Origin of the sequence: Chryseobacterium carnipullorum, assembly GCF_003815695.1 — a bacterium.
In the GTDB taxonomy this organism is placed as follows: domain Bacteria; phylum Bacteroidota; class Bacteroidia; order Flavobacteriales; family Weeksellaceae; genus Chryseobacterium; species Chryseobacterium carnipullorum.
In genome coordinates this window covers 3,687,052-3,707,275 of sequence record NZ_CP033920.1, presented here as the reverse complement: position 1 = coordinate 3,707,275, position 20,224 = coordinate 3,687,052, and the positions used below count along the sequence as shown (strand labels likewise).

Sequence of the window (20,224 nt, the reverse complement as noted above, 5' to 3'; positions counted from 1 at the left end):
AAAGCCTGGTTTTAAAAATTTCAAAAATCAAAAAATATGAACAGAGAAATAAAATTTAGAGCATTCTGCCCAAAATTAAAAGTAATGTCAAAGCCTTTTTCATTTAATCAAGTATTGAATTTTGGCGATGTAGTATTTAATAGCCTTGATCTTAAAAAACACATTGTAATGCAATTCACGGGCTTAGTTGACAAGAACGGTGTGGATATTTACGAAGGGGATTTATTAAAAGGATTTGGAATGGTTTATCAAGTTGTATTTTCGGATGGAGCTTTTTATATGAAGCTAAAAACAGTACATCATAGACTTTCAAGAGTTTTCATTTCACAAGAAGAAATTGAAGTAATCGGTTCTATCCACTCTAACCCAGAACTAATAAAGCGATAAATTATGAAAAAAGATGTGTACACCATAGAGAATGATTTTACAAATGATTTAGAATTATTTGACAAAGTTCTCCATAAGCAGGTTATTTATAGGGATGGTCGAATTTACCAAAGCTTTATACTTGAATGGGAAAATTATAGGATTTTAGATAGTAGAGATTTTATTAAAAACATTCAAAAAGACAAAGGCATAATGAGTATGTTATCTTCCGCTCAGCCATTTGCTTGCTACGGATTTACATCTAATAAATTAGCAATAACCTTTAAGAAAGATTTAAAATTCTCCAAAACAAGAGCACTGGCAATGTTGAAGAATATAATCAAGGTTGGAAATACACGAAATAAAGTTGAGAACTAATAAAATAAATTATGATTTACTTATTATTAATAGCCCTGATAGCTTTGTTAATTTATTCACAATATGAAAGAAATAATTTAAAATGAAAACATTTACAGTAATTGAATACTACGTTGGAGACGCTGGTGATAGAGGAAATAAAATAGGTACTATTGAGGCGGAATCGAAATCAGATGCTAAAATTAAATGGCAGCAATTACACAATATTTCAGATTATGAGATTTGTTTTTACTCATTTGAAGAGCTTGAGAACTACTAAACAAAAAATCATGAGTAAAACAAAATACATTAAGGTGGCGGTGAGCGAAAGACTGCCGGAGCAAAGCGGTAACTATTTCGTTTTTACAGAGAGTGATGATTTAAAAAGCGGTGAATTAATGTGTACTAAAGATTTTGGTTTATTCGCTCAAAGGTTTGCTAAATGTCCATTTCCTATTAAATATTTCCTAGAAGAGGTCCCAGACAGAGAGCAGGAGATGAAGGAGATGCTGGAAAGAAAGATTGAATTAAATATTCAGACGGCTAAAGAATATGTAGGCTATTGTCTGGATAATAATATGGAAAATACAGCGCATTCATAGGAAGGAAGAATTTTAGCGTACAGGGAATTTTTACAGCTACTTAACTCAATAAAATAACAATAATGGAATTCAAAGGAACAAAAGGAAATTGGACTCAGAAACACGGTGATGTTTATTCTGATATTCAAGAAGGAGATGATGCAATATGCGATGTGTATAAATATAACACAGAAGAAGGTGAAGCTAACGCCTTGTTAATATCCAAAGCACCTGAAATGCTTGAAATGTTAAAGCAAATTTCTAAAACGGCTGAAAAGATTTGGGAAATAGAGCAAGACAGTCCGTTTTTCGACGAAATAGACTTTGCCGAAATAGATGATTTAATCAAAGAAGCAACAGAACTAAAATAAAATAAAAAAAACAATGGAAAACTTAAATTTTTTAAACGGCAAACAATATCCATTTGGATATAAATATTGGATCTGGCAAGTGTGCGTAGGTTTAAATTTAAACGATAAACACATAAATACCGCATACAAGCAAATAGATATTGATGCTTACTTGCCATATTTTATGGAAGGAAAATCGCCTAGCGAAACCATAAGAGAGGATTTGTCGCATGAACAATAGCAACAGCGCTAAAATAACCCGGTAAGCCTGCACCGGTTAAACGCAGGCAAAAAATCAAAATCTTTTACAATGAAAAAACTATTTTCAATCGGTGTGTTAACGCTGGTAATGCTAACTTCATGTCAAAACTCAAATGACGAAATCACGTCTAAACCTGAAGTTTCAAACTTAAAAGCTTCCAAAGTTCCTGAAGGAAAAGATCCTAAATACTTTTTCGAGATCGATACAGAGAAAAGAGAGCTAAAGTATGGGGGTAAAGTTTTAGGGCCTGTTGAGGATAAGGTTTTAGAAGCCGAAGTACAATTATCTGTTACTGGTCAAACTACAGGGCGATTCTTATCATTAAAGCCCCACTTCTGGCTATTTATAGCCTCAAATAATAACTTGTAGTTAGGATTGGTTTCTTCGGTAATAGTTGTTAACCTACTAAACAGCTTATCCACCTCTCTATCATGGATAAGCTGCTCTAATAGTAATATTTCCGAATCAGTTAAAGACATTTATATAATTGATGTTTAGGAAAGTAAAAATTAAAGGAGAATAATGTTGTCTTTGTTTGTGATTATTGATTCCAATAGCATTTTTTCATCCATACTATCATAAGGTAATTTCTCACTCGCTTTATCCAAAGAGGCCTTAATGCATTGTTCTGAATAAATTTTCATTGCCCTAATTACGGCTTTGAAAATAGGGCTATCTTCATCCATTTGATGAATAGTTTCTTCATTTACAATCATCTTCTTTTATTTTTAGGTTTAATAAATTTAGGTTTGTTATACTGGGAATAATTGTTTTTCCTTTTCTGTGATTAGATTGTCAATCCTCGCTTTTCCATCATCGAAATATTCTTTATCAATCTCAGTTCCGATGAATTCAAATTCTATTTCCGGAAATTCTGATTGTAGATTTATAACAGCTTCACAACAAGAGTTTGAGCCGCTGAACCAATCTGCAACAACTATATTTTTATTTTTCATTGGAATAACCAATTTTAAAAGGCGCTCTAAAAGACGGACGGGTTTTTGGGTTGGATGAATGTTTGAATAATGATTTCCATTATCATTAATAATACTTTGCTCACGCACGCCATTTTCCATCGCCAACAAAGTGTAAGTGCTAACACAGCTATTGTGGTTTTTATCTCCAAAAGAAGTCTTATGGGTTATCCCTTGTTTTATGCCATGCTCATAACTTCCTTTTTCGTCATTCATCCTAAGATTTTCTAAAACTTTTTCGTAAGATTTTCCTTTATTAAACAAACCTCCTAATCGTTTTATATCTTCAAAAACTTTATCTAAATCGAAAGCTTTAACTTCACCATAACAGACCTTAATTTTATTTATTTTACCCGTTTTTTTGGTGAATATCGCTACTGTCTCATGAACTCTCATTAGTGGTAAAACAGGAGACGAACCCCTTCTTTTGTTCCAAATTACTTCCTCCTTAAAAATAAATCCCAAATCTTCTAAAATCGTATTCCATCTGTAAAAAGAAGTTCCGCGACCAAACATCACAATAAATCCGTTTTTTGTTAAAAGTCTTTTGCATTCACAAAAGAATTTCAACTCATCAAAAACCCTCTCGAGCTTCTGATTTTTCAGATATAAATACGGCGGATCGATGCAAATAACATCAACACTTTCATCTGGAAGCCTTTTCATTACTTCTAAGTTGTCCTCGTTATATAAATCTATCTTCATATGCTTGGTTTGTTATTCTTTCTTCCGTTGGGTAGAGTGATGTATTTCTTCATAGTCTAATATTTACAAAAAGCGGTCAAGACAATAATTCTCCAACCATCATCTAATATTCCAATAATCCCCGTGTCGTCTGAATTTCCACTATTTGAAACCCACACTGGTGTGTCCTCATTCATAATGAATTCACCACCTTTCCAACCTGTATATTCTTTGCCGATAGCTGATTTTAATTGTTCTAAAAACTTATCAGCTTTACAGTCAGAAAAATGTTTTGAATTATTATCATACCCGCTTAATTCGTAACCTAATGCCAATTCTTCATAAGCACCTCGCCAACTGTCTAAAGTTGTAGGTATAGCACTTCCAAAATCGAAGCAAACATCTTTAATTTCATTATTATGTTCGGCAACAATTCCTATCCTTTCAATTTCAGAAATAAATTGTCCTAAAGTTAATTGAGAGGAATTTTCAAATGATTCATTTCTCATTTGTCTTATTTTATTATTTAGTTCTTCGTATGTCATGAGTATTTTATTTTGATGAATTACTTCTGAATTTTAAATAAACTCCAAACCATAGCCATTCTAAAGCAATACCATTGCTTGAAAATTCAATGCGCCTACCATAAATAATTGTAATTCGTGGAAGTAATTCAAATTGTGAATTGTAAGTGTTGTAAAATTTCATATCCTTTATTGTTTAAGCCACTCAATCAAATCTTAAATACTTTATCAGCGAATTCAGTTTCCTTTTGATTTCTGAGCCATTCCAAGACTTTCTCAGTATCAAATAATACTTTGGTCTTTTGCTTTCTGTGTTCATAGCCACCTATTACCAGGTTCTCCGGGAGAAGTTTATTCTTTAATAGTTTATGAATCGCACTTCTGTCTCTGCCGATTACTCTACAAAATTCCTCTAACGTAAGTGTAATTTTCTTTACCCTCTCAATTCTGTAAGCTGTTTCCAACATATCAATCACCAGCAAATCAGCACTCCTTTTAATCAATAGTTCGTCCATTCTATCATTTTATATGGTTATAAAGTAACACTTTAAGTAAGTAGTGCTAAATTACGTAATTGCATATTGTTGTGCAATAGTAATGAAAGTATTTTTGAATTCAATAATTAACAAATAAGAATTCATAATGTTTGAACAAGAAATCCTAACACAGCTTAAAACCAAGTATAAGAATTTGGGGTTGAGCGAAACAATTTTGAAAGCCAAAGCAAAACAATTGTCTAAGGCGGTCGAAAAACAGGAAGACATTGAAAACGCAGTAGCAGGGGTAGAGGATGATTTGGCAATATTCCAATCATTCGCTGATCAAAACCGAACGTTGGCAAAAAAAATAGAGGAATTGGAGAAAGGCAAAATCACAGACAAACCTGAGGATAAGCCAGAAGACAAACCTGTCGAAAAGCCAACGGGCGAAGCAGAACCAGCGTGGGTAAAAGCTTTCAGAGAGCAAATGGAAAAACAAAACGAGTTAATCTCTGGATTTCAAGCTGAAAAAACCGCACAAACCAATGCTCAAAAACTGCAATCGAAATTAGACGAGCTGAAAGTATCTAAATCTATTCAAGCTTTAATTCCGAGTAATATCACATTTGAGAATGAAGAACAAATTGAAGCATACGCAACTGAGATGAAAACCAAATCAGACGCAATTGCTCAGGAGTTCGGCAATCTTGCTTTAGGATCTACACCTAAACCATTATTCGGTGAAGCTAAAAAAGAGGGAGAGGTTTCGCCTGATGTTCAAGCATACGTGGATGCTAAAAAACAAGCAAAAACCAATGAATAATATTAACGATGATTTCCAGTCAGGAAGACAGATTGTTGTATTCGATCAGATTGACGCAACCTATCCGGGCGGTGTTCATGTGTCGAAAACAGATGCAGCATCCAGATTCTCTGATGGAGTAATTCCAGCTGGTACCGTAGTGGTTCCAGACGCAGACGGAAAATACAAAGTCTTAAATGCGGCTTTGACGGCACCCTTGCTTGCTGGTACAATTGGACTAGTGAAACATGATATTAAAATCGATGATTTCCCTTTAGCAGCAATTGTCATGGCAGGAACAGCAAGAGTTGATGCTTTGCCTGACAAAGAAAAGACCGGGATTGCTTTACTAAAAGCTGCTTTACCAAGAATCTCCTTCATCTAAAAAATAACGAACAATGATTATAAACGCAAACAATATTGTACCTGAATTTTCAGCATCCAATATGAACGCAATCATCAATGCGTATACTCTGGGAGATTTACAGTACAGAAACTATTTCCCACTTCAATATCAGACTGATTTGACGTATCAAAACCTTGAATCAACAACTTCAGCCAAAGTAATGGCGGACATTGTTGCAATTGGATCTAAGGCACCAAGAAAAGGACGTGATTTTATCGCGGCGATGAAGGGAGAGATTCCAAAGATTGAGATTGCCCGTGACCTTGACGAACATGATCTTATTAAGATTCAGCAGTTGAGAAACGCGGTGCAGTTGAATCCGACAAATGCAGCGATTAAAAACCAGATGATTGACAAGATTTATGGGGATTCAAACTTTGTATTAGATGGTGTGAACGCAAGAGCGGAGCATGCCGCAAAACAGTTTGCATCTACTGGTAAATACAAAATTACCGCGACAAACAATTCAGGAGGTGTTGCAGACCTGTTGATTGATTTCAAAGTGAGAGTTGTCAATGCAGCTAAAGACTGGTTCACTGCAGCAGACGCTGATCCAATCAAGGACATTCAAACATTGCAAACAGAAGCTTTGAGTAAGGGGTATAGATTTTCTACTATTACAGTAGATCAGGCGACAGCGAATCAGATCCCTACCATCAAATCTATGCAAGAATTTGTGTACGGAGTTGCAAACAATGGAGGAACAACCCAGATGTTTAAGCCTACTCTGGAAATGATCAATACAAGACTTGCCCTGTATGGCTTGCCTACGATCAGAATCTGGGAAACTTTTGTGAACTACGAAAGTAAAGCAGGTGTATTGTCAGCTACAAATGGATGGGAACCTGGCAATGTACTATTGTCTGTGTCGCCTGTTTTAGGCAACACGCAGTATACAACTACTCCAGAATTCAACATGACTTTTGGCGATACGACTTCACAGACTGTAAGTGATGGATTTATCCTGGTGAAAACTTTCGGAGTACAGGATCCTATTTTGGTATCCACGAAAGCTACAGCCTTTGCGCTGCCGGTTCTGAACGATACGAAGAAAAACGTAATTCTGAAAACGAAATTGGCATAATGACTATCGGGGAATACATACAAGAAAAATTTTCTAACTGGTCGGTTGAGTACTCCGATGGAATGGTCGCTGCAGAATTAGCACGCGTAAACCTTGATCCGTCCGATACCATAACGAATGACATTAATCTTGATACTTTCTTTTACAACATATTCCCCGACATCATTTTGCTTCCTAAATCAGTTTCAGAAGGTGGCTTTTCTATCTCATACGATAAAGATGCTATTACTGCTTACTACAAGATTTTAGCTTCCAGATTAGGGCTTCCAAATCTTTTGGCGAAAGATACAATTACAGACATTACTCATAAATGGTAAAACGTCTTCCTTACACTTTAATGGTGTTTCAAAAGATCGAATCTGTCTACAATCCAGAAGATGGTAGTTGGTCAGGTGGTTCTGAAGAATGGGTAAATGTTTCTAAATGCCGTGATGAAGGAAATGGAGGTGGTAGAAGTATAATGACAGAAGATAGTGAGGTATATGTGTTTAACGCTGTGATTTACCTGCCTAAAAACTGCCCAAAGGTAGCAATGGGAGAAAAGATAAAGGTAATCGATGCCGAAGGAAATACCAGAATCGAAGGAAACAATAAGCTTCATAAAAAAGAGCAATTACACTCAAGATTATGGCTGTAAGATTTATCGGAAATATGAACGCTATCAATCAGCGATTTGTTGAGGCTCAAAACGAAATCACTAACAAGGTGCTTAGAATTTTGAGATACGTCGGAGAAATGGCAATCAATGAAGCGAGAGCAGCCGGATCATATAAAGATGTTACTGGAAACCTTAGATCATCTGTCGGATATTCAATCATTATCGAAGGAAAAATAGTTGAGGAAAATTACAGCGGTCATGCTGAAGGTGTGAGTAAAGGAAAAGCAAAAGCCAGAGAATTAGCAAGTCAGCAAGTAGAAATCGCCTTAGTGGTAGTCGCAGGAATGAAGTATGCCAGTCAGGTAGAATCGAGAGGTAGAAATGTTCTTACATCTGCTGAGCAGTTAGCAAAAACGATGGTTCCAAATTTAGTGAGACAGTTACGATGAAAAAGACAGTAGGACAAGGGAAGCAATGGATTTTTGAGTTGCTTAATCAAGGGAATATCAAATCTACCATTAATGGACTTCTTTACAAAGACAGGAGACCAGCAGGAAGCACTAAGGAAGATATAGTAATCAATTCGCTACCAATGACTAATGATTTTCTTCAAGATGGTGTTTTCAATGTCAATTGCTACGTTCCGATGCTTTCGATAAAAGAAAATGGCATAACTCAAAATGTGCCGAATGCGCCAAGAGAAGAAGCAATTACGCAAGCGGTTTACCCACTATTAGAAAACATTTTCAGACCTCAGTTCAATCTTACAGTAGTCAATCACTCAACATTTGAGGAAGTAGAAGAAAAAGCTACATACGTGAATTTCAGAATCAATTTAAAAGCATATAACAATTAAAAATAAATAATACAATGGCAGGACTTATTACAGTAGGAGTTGCAAAAATCGAAGTCGGTGCAATCGCAGTTGATGGAGGTATGGGAACAACTCTCGCACCATTAGGATATACAGAAGAAGGATCAGCAGCAATCAATATGGATGATCCCACGGAAACAGAATTTCCGGTCGAAGAAATTGAAACGCCTCTTCACATTCAGTCAAAAGCAGGTAAGACTTCAATCGCATTTAAGGTGGCTAATCCGGATGAAGATACTTTGGTTTCTGTTTTCGGAGGTTCTAAAACTGGTACCGGACCAACGGCAGTTTACAAATGGCCAGTTACACCAGTAACAATTGAAAGATCAATCAAAATCACGCCTGCTCAAGGTATGGGAATCAATATTCCTCGTGCAAAGATTACCGCAAAATTCTCTTCTGAAATCGGAAGAGCTGCTCTCTTAGGAGTTGAAGTAACCGGAACTGTTATGCAACCAACAAAAGCAGACGAACCGGCACTTTCTACTTTCAGAGTAGTATAACAGAATTCTAAAATTAAATAAAAAAGAGCCTATCTGATTGGGTAGGCTCTTTTTCTACAAAAAATTACATGGAAAAACAAGAACAAGAAGAGCTGAATATCTTAACCGGAAAAGGTTATGAGTTTGAAACAATTCTTTTTGGCAAAAAAAGGAAATGGAACACCGGAAAGATGACACTCGGCAAAATGCTGAGACTTTCGCAGGTATTCATAAAAATGAGAATTGATGAATCAGAGATTTCAGATCCGGATTTAGCTGTTCAAATTCCGGCTCAATATAAAGCTATCAGAGAGAACGCAAAACTATCTATTGATGCTGTTTATATCTCGATTGAATCAGAGCTTCCAAATTGGGTTAAGAGTTTAAAATACATCTTAAAACCCTTAATAAAAAAACATTTACTGAATTCTTTCAGTTCTGCAGAGTTGGCAAAATTCACAATGGAACTATTGAAAAATTCAGATTATCAAAGTTTTATCACCTCTACGGTATTAATGAACGGAAATCGACCGACCAAAGCGATACCGATAGAGAAAACGGTTTAAAGTCAATTTACGGAGTAATGGGGCAAATCTGCCATCATTTCAGTTGGACTTTAGATTACCTGCTTTGGGAAGTAGACTGGCGAATAGTACAAAGAATGCTCATCGATGCACCAAGCTACGAAAGTGAAGAAGAAAAAAAAGAAAAGAAAAAACCTGTCATAAATCTTTCAGAACAAACCTCAGAAGATTTTCTACAACAATTATTAAAATAATGAATACCAGTCAAGGAGCCTTATATTTTGGAGCAGGAATCGACACCGCACAATTCCGCAGAGATATCGAATCTATGCGTAGAGATATATTAGGGCTTACTCAGACAACAGTCCAGCAGACGGGGCAAATGGATTCTGCTTTTAAGAATCTTTCTATAGGAATTGCGAGCTATTTTTCCATTGGCGCGATTAAAAGCTTTGTAACTGAACTTATAAACGTCCGGGGAGAGTTCCAGAAAACAGAGATAGCATTTTCTACAATGCTTAAAAGCGAAGCGAAAGCAGCCGAACTTATGGGGCAAATGGTTGATCTTGCAGCAAAAACACCATTCTCATTACAAGAAGTTTCCGCGGGTGCTAAACAGTTGCTAGCATTCCAGATCCCGGCTAATGAGGTTGTAGATGTCCTAACTCGTATGGGGAATATCGCTGCCGGATTAGGCGTGCCGTTAAGCAGGATCAACTTGGTGTATGGCCAGGTGAAAGCCAAAGGAAAGCTAATGGGTGATGATCTTCGTCAGTTTACTGAAGCCGGAATTCCAATGGTTGCGGAACTTGCAAAAAAATTCAATAAGACAACCGGAGAAATAACTGCAATGGTATCGGCAGGAAAAATTGGATTTAAAGATGTTCAAGATGTCTTATTCAATATGACCAATGAAGGTGGAATGTTTTTCAATTTGATGGAGAAACAGTCTAAATCACTTTCAGGACAAGTAGCGAATCTAGGAGACGCATGGGATCAGATGCTCAATAAAATTGGAGAAAGTCAGCAGGGGATTCTATCAGACGGCATACAGGGCTTAATTTACTTAGTTGACCATTATCAGGAAGTAGGAAAAGTATTACTTACTCTTATTGAAATATATGGAGCTTACCGGGCAGCATTAATTGTTACGAGTCTTCTACAAACTGGGATGACGTCTCCAGCAATTATTCAAGGATTTGCAAACTTAATAAAAATGATAAGAGGTGTTACGGTAGCCCAGGAAGCGTTGAATGCGGCGACAATAGCAAATCCATATGTTTTAGTTGCAACACTTATCGCAGCTCTTATTGCCATTACGTACAACTATCGTACAGAGCTGGGTGAACTACTAGGAATTATCGAAAAGCAGACAACGGCCCAAAAAGCACAAGAGGCTGTAATGGAATCGTATAATACAAGTTTTGGCAAAGGTGTAGCCGCAACTAAAGCAAGTGTGTCCCAGTTGATTGCTATAATCAGAAATGAGAATTCGTCATTAGAACAGCGAAAACAAGCATACGACCGATTGATTGCAATAGATCCAACTTTCCGCGGAACCTTGGATGCTCAATATAGGTCTACACGTAGACTAGGAGACGCGCTTGAATATGTGACTGGTAAGATTGATGCGTTTGCTATGGCCCAAGCTAAAGCTGCAGCCGCAAGAAAATATCTAGAAGAGTCATTTGAAGAACAATTCAAGGCCGGAGCATTAAAAACTCAAGTTTTAGATGCTGATGCTGAAGCAAAGAGATTGAGAAAGCTTTCAGATGATGCGGAAAAATCCGGAAAGGCGAGTTTAGATCTGCTACGTAAGGCTATCGATGCTGAAAATAAGAGGGGTGCATTATCTAAAAAATGGAGAGAACAACAAAATATAGCCAACGAAAAAGGGTCAATATCGAATACTATTATTCGCAACAATAATACTGAGATTGCTCAAAAAGAAAAACAATTATCTCTATTAGAGAAAGAAATAAAACTAGGCAAATTAAGCGGAGAAGTTTTAGAACTTAAGAAAAAACAAGCGGATAAAATAAAATATGAATTATCTGGGTTTAAGCCTGAAGTAATCACGGAAGAGGAAGATAAAGCACCTAATCTTGGTTGGGCAGGTAAAATTAAAGCTCAAATTGATGAATTAGAGGCTCAATTAGATAGCGCACCTACACAGGCTGCATATAATAAAATTAAGGCTAAAATTAAAGAGCTAAACGCCCTATTAAATCCTAAAAACAAAAACGACAATAAACAACTTGCAGAATTATTTCCTGAGGATAGTATTAAAGACCTAGAGCGTGATGCACAGTTAATCACTGATGCACTTCAGACTATTGAGAATGGGGTTGTAAAAATTCGTAAGCTGGACAAATATGGAAATGATAAGGATAAGAAAGGGAATCCTCTTTTAACAGGAGAGATCGTTTCTGTTGATGAAGCCTTACGCCGACGCGCTGAAATAAACGCACGTCTCGATGCAAAAAGAAAAGAAATTGAAGTAAGATCTTTTGAAGAAGAAATAAAAGAGACCAAAAGACAAATCGACGTACGGGATGAATTATTGAGATCTGGCTATTCTAAAGAAACAGTCGACGAAATGTTTCCGAAAGTAAAAGACAAAAGTTTCCTTCAATATCTTAATGATTTAAGTGATTCTTTACAAAAAGTACAAAGTAAAGAATCTGGAGAAAATTTAGTAAAACTTCAAAGTATTCTGTCAGATTATAGAGGCTCCGAAACATTTATTGAAAATGTAAATAAGCAGATAGAGGTGTTTAAATCAAAATTTGCAGGCGATGAGCTAATTGACAAATTAGAGGGATTCAAGAAAGCAACTTTCGAGAATACTACAGGCGAAGAAAAAAACGCCAAAAATATTGCCATTACTAAAGCTCAACAAGCTGAAGTAGATCGACAGAAAAACCTCTATCAGGAATTCCTTAATGAAGAAGCGTCATTTCAAAAGAAAAAAACTTTAATTCAACAAAAGTGGGATAAAATAAGAGCTGATATTGCCGCTTCTTCAATGTCCGATGAGGATAAAAAAACATATTCAAATACAGCTAACAAGAATGAAGCAAAGGAAATTTCTTCTGCATCATTTGAAGCTTTCAAAAAGACAGATTTATGGGTGAAAGCTTTTGGTGATCTTGACAGAATTGGTCCTAAAACCTTGTTGAAATTAAAGAAAGGACTACAGGATTTCATTAATTCTGACAAAGGTAAAAGCTTAGCTCCTACAGAATTAAAAGAAACTCAAGATCAGATAAAAAGACTGGATGATTTAATAACAACCAATAACCCCTATAAAGCCATTGGGATAGCTGTCGATTTGTATAAGCAAAAAAGAAAGGAGCTTAATGAAATCGAAAAAAAATCTGGCAAAGGCAGTGATGAATATAAAGCTAAGTTGGAAGAAACTAATAAGGCCTTTGTAAACATTGTTGAAATAACAGGAGCTGCAGCTCAAGCTACCATTGCGGTCGTTGGCACAATAGGAGATGCCTTTGGAGGCCTTTCAGATGATCTTAAACAAACGCTAGCTGAAGTCCAGCAGCTGATAGATGGTATCGTCAACACGGTAGCTGGTTATTTCTCCGGAAATTATGGACAGATGATTTCGGGTATAGTTCAGATCGTTGGTGCCATGGTTAAGCTTTTATCTGGTGACAAAGGAAGGGAAAGACAGATCAGAGAGTGGCAAACCGCTGTTGAAGATTTAAAAACGGCTTATGATTCTTTGCAGCACTCGATTGAAAAAACAGCGGGCGAGGCTGCTATCGCAATGCAAAGAGGCTTGATAGAAAATCTGGAAGATCAAAGAAGGATTGTAACTCAAATGAGGGATGAAGAAGCGAAAAAAAAGAAGGCCGATAAAGATAAAATCGCCAGCTTCAACTCCCAAATAAGCCAATTAAGCCAGCAAATTGAAGATGTATTTGATAGTTTCAAGAAAAGTGTTACCACTACAGATTTTAAGGATTTATCCGATAATCTCGCTAATGCCTTAATTGAGGCATTTGGCAAAGGAGAAAGCGCTGCTGAATCATTCGATAAAGTCGTTGATGAGGTAATGCGCAATGCTGTAGCTAATGCACTAAGAATAAAGATTCTTGAACCAGCCGTAAAAACCATGGTTGATAGTCTTTATTCCTCAATGGGATTCGGTAACGGCAGTGCAAATACAAATGACAATCAAATCGCTAAATATAAAAATGATATTGCAGAGCTTGAGAAACAAATAAAACTCAAGGAAAACCAAACATACAGTCCGTATTTAGCAAAAGAGGTAATAGGATTAAAAGAGCAAAGGCAAAAATTACTTGACTTAATTGGAGGATTGCAGGCTCAAAATGCGTCCACTCCTGCTGGAGGATCTTTTGATGGATTGACTCCTGAGGAAAGGGATAAAATTAAAGCAATGGGTGAGGATGCCATGAAAAAATACATGGATGCTCTCAAGCAATATCAGGATCTTTTTGGCCAATCTTCCGAAAATGCCCAGGGACTAAAAGGAGATATCAAGGGCATTACTGAGAAAACGGCCGGAGCCCTTGAGGGGCAATTTAATGCAGTCAGGATTAATATTGCTGCAGTCCTTAAAATCATGCAAGGAAACCAGATCGTATCAAATGCTCAAACCGCCCTTCTTTCCCAAATAGAAGTTAACACAAGGAATCTCCATCAAATGAGAAAAGATCTCGCTGAAATGAACTCTAAAATAAAGCCGGGACTTGCCGGAATACCATAATGGAAACAAAAGAAATATACAGAATTGCCAAGCAGGTTGGAATGTCGCCTGATTGTAAAGAGAGAATGTCATCAGATCTTTCAATTGAAAATCTATGTCAGATGTATTTTGATGGTGATGACTGGTCGATGGAAAATGATTTCCCAAAAGTAGAAGTACTAAGACAATTCAAGGGCAAAAGTGAAGTCCATGGACTTTTTACGGATTTCGTTGGAATGCCTAACAATTTACCTAAAGCAGCCTTTTTCGGTAAATCAAATGTGCAGATGATCTACAACGGATTTTCTGTTTCTCAATTGGTAATTCGTCATGAAACAACAGCAACGATAAAAGCAGCCGAAAATGCCATTGTCATTATCAATCTACTGGATGATGCAGAACTAGATATTGACTGCATAGAAACTGCTAGGGTCGATGTTTTCAGCTACGGAAGAGGAAAAATAAAATATACAGGTGATGTAAGAATTCACAAATCAAGTTTTAAAAAATGAGTGAAGTAAAATATTCAATAAACGGCAAGTATTTTAAGGATTTCGGAGTGTATGTTTCGGAGTCCTCAGGTCTTGTTGGTTTGTTAGAAAGAAAAAGCATCACGAATTATGAATGGGCTGAATATCATGGCTCATCACCGGATCTGCGAAATCCGAAATATAAAGACCGAGAGATTGAACTTAAATGTTTCATCCGCGGAGAAAACTGGGAAACGCTTTTCACATCATTCCGGGAGTTCATTATTGCTGAATTTTCAAAAAAAGGAACTCAAAGACTTCATATTGAGCCATTAAATTATAAGACCTTGCCTTACGAGGTTTACATGAAGGATGATGTCAAGCCAGAAAAGACATTTTCTGAGGGTGAAATGTTCGCAACCTTCTCGCTTAAATTGATTGAGCCAAATCCAATCAAAAAAGTATTGCGAACAATGCTTGATCAGTTCACCCTATCATATGAGATTGACTCGGAAACGGAAATATTCATGGGAGATGGTACCAAGCAGATCGGCCGAGGGAATGTAAGCTTTACAAAGTCATATTCACAACCATCTTATCAGGGCTCCGGAATATCGCTAATAGCAACAAGTGGTGTAAACAATACTTACTACGAGGCGTATACTATTCCTGCTGAAAATAACATCTATGAATTCTCTGTTACAGTAAGTCTTCAGTCACCAAAAAATATTGTTTTATATGTGTTAGGCAGAACTTTAACTGGGGTTTATGAAGCAACAGCTGTAAGTGTCGTGTTTGAAGGTAATGCCGGAAAAAATACTCTTTCTATTGTTAAAGAGTTGAACATAAATAACTATGGCAAATTCATTTATAAAGTTTTGGATTCAGAAGGAAACGAGGTCCCAGGAATTACATTTAATAATGCACGAATTGAAATAGCTGAGGTCCTTGGAGAATGGCGAGACATGGTAGGAAAAGAAAAAATAATCATCATAGCTGGAAATATCGAGAATATTAAAAACCTTGAAACCCCAGCAGAAGAAATTTGGAGTAAAATATAGAAAAATGGGAGAACAAATTAATATAACTGTTACGGACTTAATACCACCTGATAACCTAGCGACGATTGACGCGAATGGAAAGCTTGGAAATGCAGTGTCAAAGAACCAATTTAATTTAAAAATACAAAATATTGCTGATGAACTGGATGAAAAGATATTGCAAATTCAGCAGCAGGTTGAAACAGATTTTAAAGGAACCTTAAGTCCTCAAGACGCAGCGCCTTCGGAAGACGGATCGTACAAGCCTACAATTTCCTCTAAAGATAACATTGATGTAGATCCTGTTAACTACGGAACACTTTATGTTAATGCGGGTAATTTAAGAGCAAAAGAAGGATATGATACAATGTTTTATAAAAAGGGAACAGCCTGGACAAAATCTGAAAACAAAAAACCAGATATTGATTATAATACTACAACTTTAAACCCAGATTCGATTTCTAAAGCGGAAACAGGAAAAACAATTTCGAAGTATTTTAAAAACCAAACCATACTACCGAGGCAGACTTCTTTTTTAAAGGAAGACATTGTAAATGTATTTGATAAAAGCACAAGCTCTCAAGGATATTTAAATCAAGGTGTTTTTGCTTCAAACCCCAATTATCTAACGTCCGATTTTACACCCTGCCAGCCTGGTGATATAATTAGGTGTAAGACATACATTAACTGGGCTTGCTATGACGACAATAAGAACTTGGTTGTATACGACACGGTGCCTGGTTCTGCTAAAGAATTTATCATACCGGATAACACTCTAATTGCTTACTTTAGGATCGATGCTCCAATTTCAGAGAAAGACACAATGATGATCGTTATTAATATTCCTTATCCGCAAACGTATGTTGGATATGGGCAAAACGATATTGAGTTCGGAGATGATAATTTCAAAAATCTGATTGTTTCAACAATTAAAAACAATCAATTAGCTTTGCGAGAAAAGCATTTTAACTTATTAGATACTTCAAAATTATCTGATGGTTTTTTCAATTCTGATGGATCTATTAATGCAAACCCGGCGGCAAAACTAACGGATTTTATCCCAGTACAGCCAGGTAAAACATATTACGCTCCTGGCGCTTGGGACAGTGGTTACTTCGACTCTAATAAAGGTAATTTTCAGCTGGCATCAGGAACCGGTGGAACAATGGTGATACCTTCTGGTGTTTATTACATGCGCGTCGCAATACCAGCGTCTACACTTACTCCGACTTCTATGATATATGAGAAGACGCAGAATCCAGTAGATTTTATTCCCTATAGTTTGGCATCAATAATCTCCACTCTACCAGCTGAACAGCTAAGGCCATTGTCTTCCTCGATCCGCGGTAAGAAATGGGGAAATATTGGGGATTCTATCGCAAATTTCACAACTGGCTATAGAGTTTTAATTCCTACCATGTCAGATTGTGACATGTACAATTATGCCGTTGATGGAGGGAGTTATGCCCCTAAAACTGGCCAAACAATGGTTATCTCCGAAGAGTATGTAAATATGTCTAATGATTTGGATATTATAACTGTTCACGCAGGGGTTAACGATGTATCTGGAGGCATTGCTATAGGATCTAATTCAGATACAACCAACGCTACATTTAAGGGAGCTCTGAATGTTACCTATAAAGGACTGATAAAGAAATATCTTGGAAAAAAAATAGGCATAATAACTCCTATTCAGCGTCAGAATAATTCAGATCTACTCCCTTATGTTGATGCTATCAAAGATGTAGCTAAAATATATGGAATTCCTGTTCTGGATCTAAATGCGGGCTGTGGTCTTTGTCCCGATATTCCTGAGGTAAAGGCTGCTTATTTTGATGACATTGGACTTCACCCTAACCGTGCCGGGCATAAGGTATTTGCAAACAAAATATTAAGCTTTTTAGAATCGCTTTAAAAAATGAACAACATAACGCTATACAGGAATGGAAACCCTCTTTTCAATTTAATCGAAAGGGGGAAACTTTCTGTAGATTCTGCATCACTTAATCGGGTTTTGCTTTCTGATGATTCGGTTTCGTTCAAGCTTAATTCGTGCGATATTCTGGAAATTCGTATTAATGACTATTTCGTTCTGTTTGGGTCTGTGTACAGAATAAATTCACTGCCAACATATTCAAAAAATAGTGATTCTGAATACGAATATAATATCATTGCTCAGGGCTTAATGTTCGATCTACTTCGTTGTAAATTTTTCAATGCAGATGGTACCGGATTTAAAACAGACACAGACTTTCCTTTAATCGGAACAATGGAGACTTTCCTTATTTGCCTAAAAAACAATATGGAGCGATTTTCCGCAGGCTGGGAGATTGGAAACTTCGTGAATGGCGAAACTAAAACATTGACTTTTGGTGATGATACCTGCCTATCTGCTCTTCAGAAAATTTGTAATGAATTCAAGACTGATTTCTGGATCAAAGTAGAAGATGGAAAGTTCGTTATCCATACCGGAGACTACGGAAAAAAGGTGCCGATTAAGTTTGAGTATGGAAAAGGCAAAGGACTATATTCTCTCTCACGAAATAATGTAGACGAAAATGACATCATCAACCGTCTTTATGTTTCGGGTGGTTCAGAGAATATCCCGAATGAATATCGAAACTTCAGCACTAAATTAAAACTACCGGGTGCAGACTATCTTGAGGATCCATCGGCAATTGCATCGTTTGGACTTAAAGAAGGATCAATAACATTTGACGACATTTACCCGCACAGGACTGGAAAAATAACAGCTCTAGGAGATACAAAGTTCAAATTCTCAGATTCCACGATGGATTTTGACCTGAACGCAAAGGAATCTGATGGCGTTACCACGAAATACCTTGTTGCTGGAACTTCAGCGAAAGTACATTTTAACACCGGCAATCTGGCAGGGTATGAATTTGAGATCAAAAAAGGAGGTTATAATCATACGACAAAATCGTTTGAAATAATTCCTTTCAAAAATGATCAGGGGCAAAGTTTTCCAGATGAGGTATCATCAGCTTTTCAGTTTGCAGTTGGCGATGAATACGTGATCTTGGATATCGTAATGCCGAAAACGTACATTGATAATGCCGAAAACGAATTACTGGTAAAAGGACTGGAACAATTTGACCTGCATAAGAACGCTAAAGTTTCATATGATCTTGAAGTAGATCCATCCTACATGGAAAAAATAGGTTTAGGCAGGTTTGACATAGGAGATTATATTCAGGTTTACGATCCGGCTTTGCGAATTGATAAAGTCCTTCGGGTAAATCAAATTACAACTGATTTTATCCAAAGTGGGGATTATAATCCTTTCCGAACAAAAATTGTGATTGCGGATTCTTACGAGATTAATTATAGCTCTCAACTGATTCTGGATATCAAGGAGATAAAAAATGTAATGTCAATTACTAATCTCGGCCAGATCAACTATTCAAAACTAGGATTGAGAACAACGCAGGAATTGCAGAACCTAGTTTTTGATACAGATGGATTCTTTGATCCGGAGAATATTCGGCCAAATTCCATCGAAACAAATATGTTGACAGTAGGAGCAAAAAGCCAGCAAATAAGCTGCTCTGTAGTATTCTTTGTGATGTTTGAAAACAACAAGAATAAGGTTAAAGTAAATGCCGGATTGATTTATTCTCAGACATTTGAAAAGACCTGGAATATTCCGGAGGATGTTGTAACAATCGCAGATGACCAATATCGTTACGTATATGCTGCCTGCTCAAAAACGAATAATACAGCTTCAATGGTTTTCACTCAGGATAAAAAACTTTTCGATGAAGACGCAAATGATTATTATTTCCTGATAGGCATTCTTCACTCAGTAGTAGATAATGTGCGTGTTCTCTCTATTACCGTAGGAACCACAACCATCAATGGGGGATTGATCAGAACCGGAATTATATCTTCTCTTGATGGACAGATGACAATAAATCTGGACACACAGGAGATAAAGGCTAAAATTAAGTTTTTAAATGGATCTGACGGATTCACATCCATTAATGGTGGAGTAGTAACCAGTGAAAGGATTGAAGTCGGAGACGGAACCGAAAGGAACGCCTTTATATCTGGAATTACAGACAATGGTGAAGAAAGCATAAGATTTGCAGCAGGAGCCGATTACGAGCATAAAGATGATGCTCCATTCAAAGTACTTGACAATGGAAAATTGATTGCTGAAAACGCTGATATAAAAGGAGTGATCAATGCAACATCAGGAACTTTTTCTGGAACAATAAACGCTTATGCCGGGACATTCGGAAGCGTAATTACAAATAAGTACTTCTCTATAACAGCAAATGGGCTTGAAACACCGAAAGGGTGGATTGTTGCAGGTGATTACACTGGATCCGGAGATAGAAAATTCATTCAGATTTCGGGTGCTGATCTTGGAGCGCCGTTAATGATTTATGACGAAAAAGCAGACGGTAACTTTCATACTTGCTTAAGTTTAAGTGCTAAAAATGGGACAGGGGGGAATCTGGCATTGGATATACAAAATGGGGGAATCAGGGTAGCAGGACAACTTGGACGTAATGGAGCAATCAAAGTAAAGGATGTAGACGGCAATGATCTATTTCTTTCAGTAATTAACGGGATAATTACAAATACAATCTAAAATTATAATAAAAA

At 36.7% G+C, this 20,224-nt stretch carries 26 protein-coding genes; 22 read left to right on the top strand and 4 right to left on the bottom strand.

Annotated elements, in window-relative coordinates; genetic code table 11:
• Positions 1–36: 36 nt before the first annotated feature.
• The 7 genes from EG346_RS16790 (at position 37) to EG346_RS16765 (ending at position 2,285) form a co-directional block, all read left to right on the top strand.
• Positions 37–387: a YopX family protein gene (locus tag EG346_RS16790; protein WP_123880233.1), complete on the top strand. Its 351-nt coding sequence runs from the start codon at positions 37–39 to the stop codon at positions 385–387.
• Positions 388–390: 3 nt separating this feature from the next.
• Positions 391–744 carry a hypothetical protein gene (locus EG346_RS16785; RefSeq protein ID WP_123880231.1) on the top strand — a complete coding sequence of 118 codons (354 nt, stop codon included), beginning with the start codon at positions 391–393 and terminating at the stop codon, positions 742–744.
• 82 nt (positions 745–826) lie between these two features.
• Entirely contained in the window at positions 827–1,003 is a 177-nt protein-coding gene (locus EG346_RS24880; protein ID WP_164466206.1) for a hypothetical protein, read from the top strand.
• Between the two features lie 10 nt (positions 1,004–1,013).
• Positions 1,014–1,325 (top strand): hypothetical protein, encoded by a 312-nt coding sequence (locus tag EG346_RS16780; protein WP_123880229.1) that lies wholly within the window; start codon positions 1,014–1,016, stop codon positions 1,323–1,325.
• A gap of 62 nt (positions 1,326–1,387) precedes the next feature.
• Entirely contained in the window at positions 1,388–1,675 is a 288-nt protein-coding gene (locus tag EG346_RS16775) for an XkdD/Y8K6 family phage-associated protein (RefSeq protein WP_123880227.1), read from the top strand.
• A gap of 13 nt (positions 1,676–1,688) precedes the next feature.
• On the top strand, positions 1,689–1,895 hold the full coding sequence (locus EG346_RS16770) for a hypothetical protein (protein WP_123880224.1): 207 nt from the start codon (positions 1,689–1,691) through the stop codon (positions 1,893–1,895).
• Positions 1,896–1,964: 69 nt separating this feature from the next.
• On the top strand, positions 1,965–2,285 hold the full coding sequence (locus EG346_RS16765; RefSeq protein WP_123880222.1) for a hypothetical protein: 321 nt from the start codon (positions 1,965–1,967) through the stop codon (positions 2,283–2,285).
• 140 nt (positions 2,286–2,425) lie between these two features.
• Here EG346_RS16765 and EG346_RS16760 read toward each other — a convergent pair whose 3' ends face one another.
• The 4 genes from EG346_RS16760 to EG346_RS16745 all read right to left on the bottom strand — a co-directional run bounded on the left by EG346_RS16760 (position 2,426) and on the right by EG346_RS16745 (position 4,613).
• Positions 2,426–2,632: a hypothetical protein gene (locus EG346_RS16760; RefSeq protein ID WP_123880220.1), complete on the bottom strand. Its 207-nt coding sequence runs from the start codon at positions 2,630–2,632 to the stop codon at positions 2,426–2,428.
• Between the two features lie 36 nt (positions 2,633–2,668).
• Positions 2,669–3,595: a DNA-methyltransferase gene (locus EG346_RS16755; RefSeq protein ID WP_123880218.1), complete on the bottom strand. Its 927-nt coding sequence runs from the start codon at positions 3,593–3,595 to the stop codon at positions 2,669–2,671.
• 56 nt (positions 3,596–3,651) lie between these two features.
• Positions 3,652–4,119 (bottom strand): hypothetical protein, encoded by a 468-nt coding sequence (locus EG346_RS16750; RefSeq protein WP_123880216.1) that lies wholly within the window; start codon positions 4,117–4,119, stop codon positions 3,652–3,654.
• Between the two features lie 188 nt (positions 4,120–4,307).
• Positions 4,308–4,613: a hypothetical protein gene (locus EG346_RS16745; protein WP_123880214.1), complete on the bottom strand. Its 306-nt coding sequence runs from the start codon at positions 4,611–4,613 to the stop codon at positions 4,308–4,310.
• Positions 4,614–4,740: 127 nt separating this feature from the next.
• On the opposite strand from EG346_RS16745, the gene EG346_RS16740 reads away from it, so the two are divergent.
• The 15 genes from EG346_RS16740 (at position 4,741) to EG346_RS16670 (ending at position 20,210) form a co-directional block, all read left to right on the top strand.
• Positions 4,741–5,400, top strand: coding sequence for a hypothetical protein (locus tag EG346_RS16740; RefSeq protein WP_123880212.1), 660 nt, complete (start codon positions 4,741–4,743; stop codon positions 5,398–5,400).
• Positions 5,393–5,764, top strand: coding sequence for a hypothetical protein (locus EG346_RS16735; RefSeq protein ID WP_123880210.1), 372 nt, complete (start codon positions 5,393–5,395; stop codon positions 5,762–5,764). Before EG346_RS16740 ends, EG346_RS16735 begins: the two co-directional genes overlap by 8 nt.
• Positions 5,765–5,777: 13 nt before the next feature.
• Positions 5,778–6,869 (top strand): major capsid protein, encoded by a 1,092-nt coding sequence (locus EG346_RS16730; RefSeq protein WP_228426021.1) that lies wholly within the window; start codon positions 5,778–5,780, stop codon positions 6,867–6,869.
• Positions 6,869–7,186 carry a DUF6706 family protein gene (locus EG346_RS16725; protein WP_123880208.1) on the top strand — a complete coding sequence of 106 codons (318 nt, stop codon included), beginning with the start codon at positions 6,869–6,871 and terminating at the stop codon, positions 7,184–7,186. Before EG346_RS16730 ends, EG346_RS16725 begins: the two co-directional genes overlap by 1 nt.
• Positions 7,180–7,506, top strand: coding sequence for a hypothetical protein (locus EG346_RS16720; protein WP_123880206.1), 327 nt, complete (start codon positions 7,180–7,182; stop codon positions 7,504–7,506). The genes EG346_RS16725 and EG346_RS16720 overlap by 7 nt, the downstream gene beginning before the upstream one ends.
• On the top strand, positions 7,497–7,916 hold the full coding sequence (locus tag EG346_RS16715) for a hypothetical protein (protein ID WP_123880204.1): 420 nt from the start codon (positions 7,497–7,499) through the stop codon (positions 7,914–7,916). Before EG346_RS16720 ends, EG346_RS16715 begins: the two co-directional genes overlap by 10 nt.
• Positions 7,913–8,323, top strand: coding sequence for a hypothetical protein (locus EG346_RS16710; RefSeq protein WP_123880202.1), 411 nt, complete (start codon positions 7,913–7,915; stop codon positions 8,321–8,323). Before EG346_RS16715 ends, EG346_RS16710 begins: the two co-directional genes overlap by 4 nt.
• Positions 8,324–8,337: 14 nt before the next feature.
• Positions 8,338–8,844 carry a phage tail tube protein gene (locus EG346_RS16705; protein ID WP_123880200.1) on the top strand — a complete coding sequence of 169 codons (507 nt, stop codon included), beginning with the start codon at positions 8,338–8,340 and terminating at the stop codon, positions 8,842–8,844.
• Between the two features lie 68 nt (positions 8,845–8,912).
• Positions 8,913–9,389 (top strand): hypothetical protein, encoded by a 477-nt coding sequence (locus EG346_RS16700; RefSeq protein ID WP_123880198.1) that lies wholly within the window; start codon positions 8,913–8,915, stop codon positions 9,387–9,389.
• A 17-nt stretch (positions 9,390–9,406) separates the two neighbouring features.
• A complete protein-coding gene (locus tag EG346_RS16695) occupies positions 9,407–9,601 on the top strand; it encodes a hypothetical protein (protein ID WP_123880196.1) in 195 nt (64 codons plus the stop codon).
• Complete coding sequence (locus tag EG346_RS16690) at positions 9,601–14,100, top strand: tape measure protein (RefSeq protein ID WP_123880194.1); 4,500 nt, start codon at positions 9,601–9,603, stop codon at positions 14,098–14,100. The genes EG346_RS16695 and EG346_RS16690 overlap by 1 nt, the downstream gene beginning before the upstream one ends.
• Positions 14,100–14,591 (top strand): hypothetical protein, encoded by a 492-nt coding sequence (locus EG346_RS16685; protein WP_123880192.1) that lies wholly within the window; start codon positions 14,100–14,102, stop codon positions 14,589–14,591. The genes EG346_RS16690 and EG346_RS16685 overlap by 1 nt, the downstream gene beginning before the upstream one ends.
• Complete coding sequence (locus EG346_RS16680) at positions 14,588–15,610, top strand: hypothetical protein (protein ID WP_123880190.1); 1,023 nt, start codon at positions 14,588–14,590, stop codon at positions 15,608–15,610. The genes EG346_RS16685 and EG346_RS16680 overlap by 4 nt, the downstream gene beginning before the upstream one ends.
• A 4-nt stretch (positions 15,611–15,614) precedes the next feature.
• Positions 15,615–17,504, top strand: coding sequence for an SGNH/GDSL hydrolase family protein (locus EG346_RS16675; RefSeq protein ID WP_123880188.1), 1,890 nt, complete (start codon positions 15,615–15,617; stop codon positions 17,502–17,504).
• Positions 17,505–17,507: 3 nt separating this feature from the next.
• Complete coding sequence (locus EG346_RS16670; protein ID WP_123880186.1) at positions 17,508–20,210, top strand: phage tail family protein; 2,703 nt, start codon at positions 17,508–17,510, stop codon at positions 20,208–20,210.
• Positions 20,211–20,224: the final 14 nt, after the last annotated feature.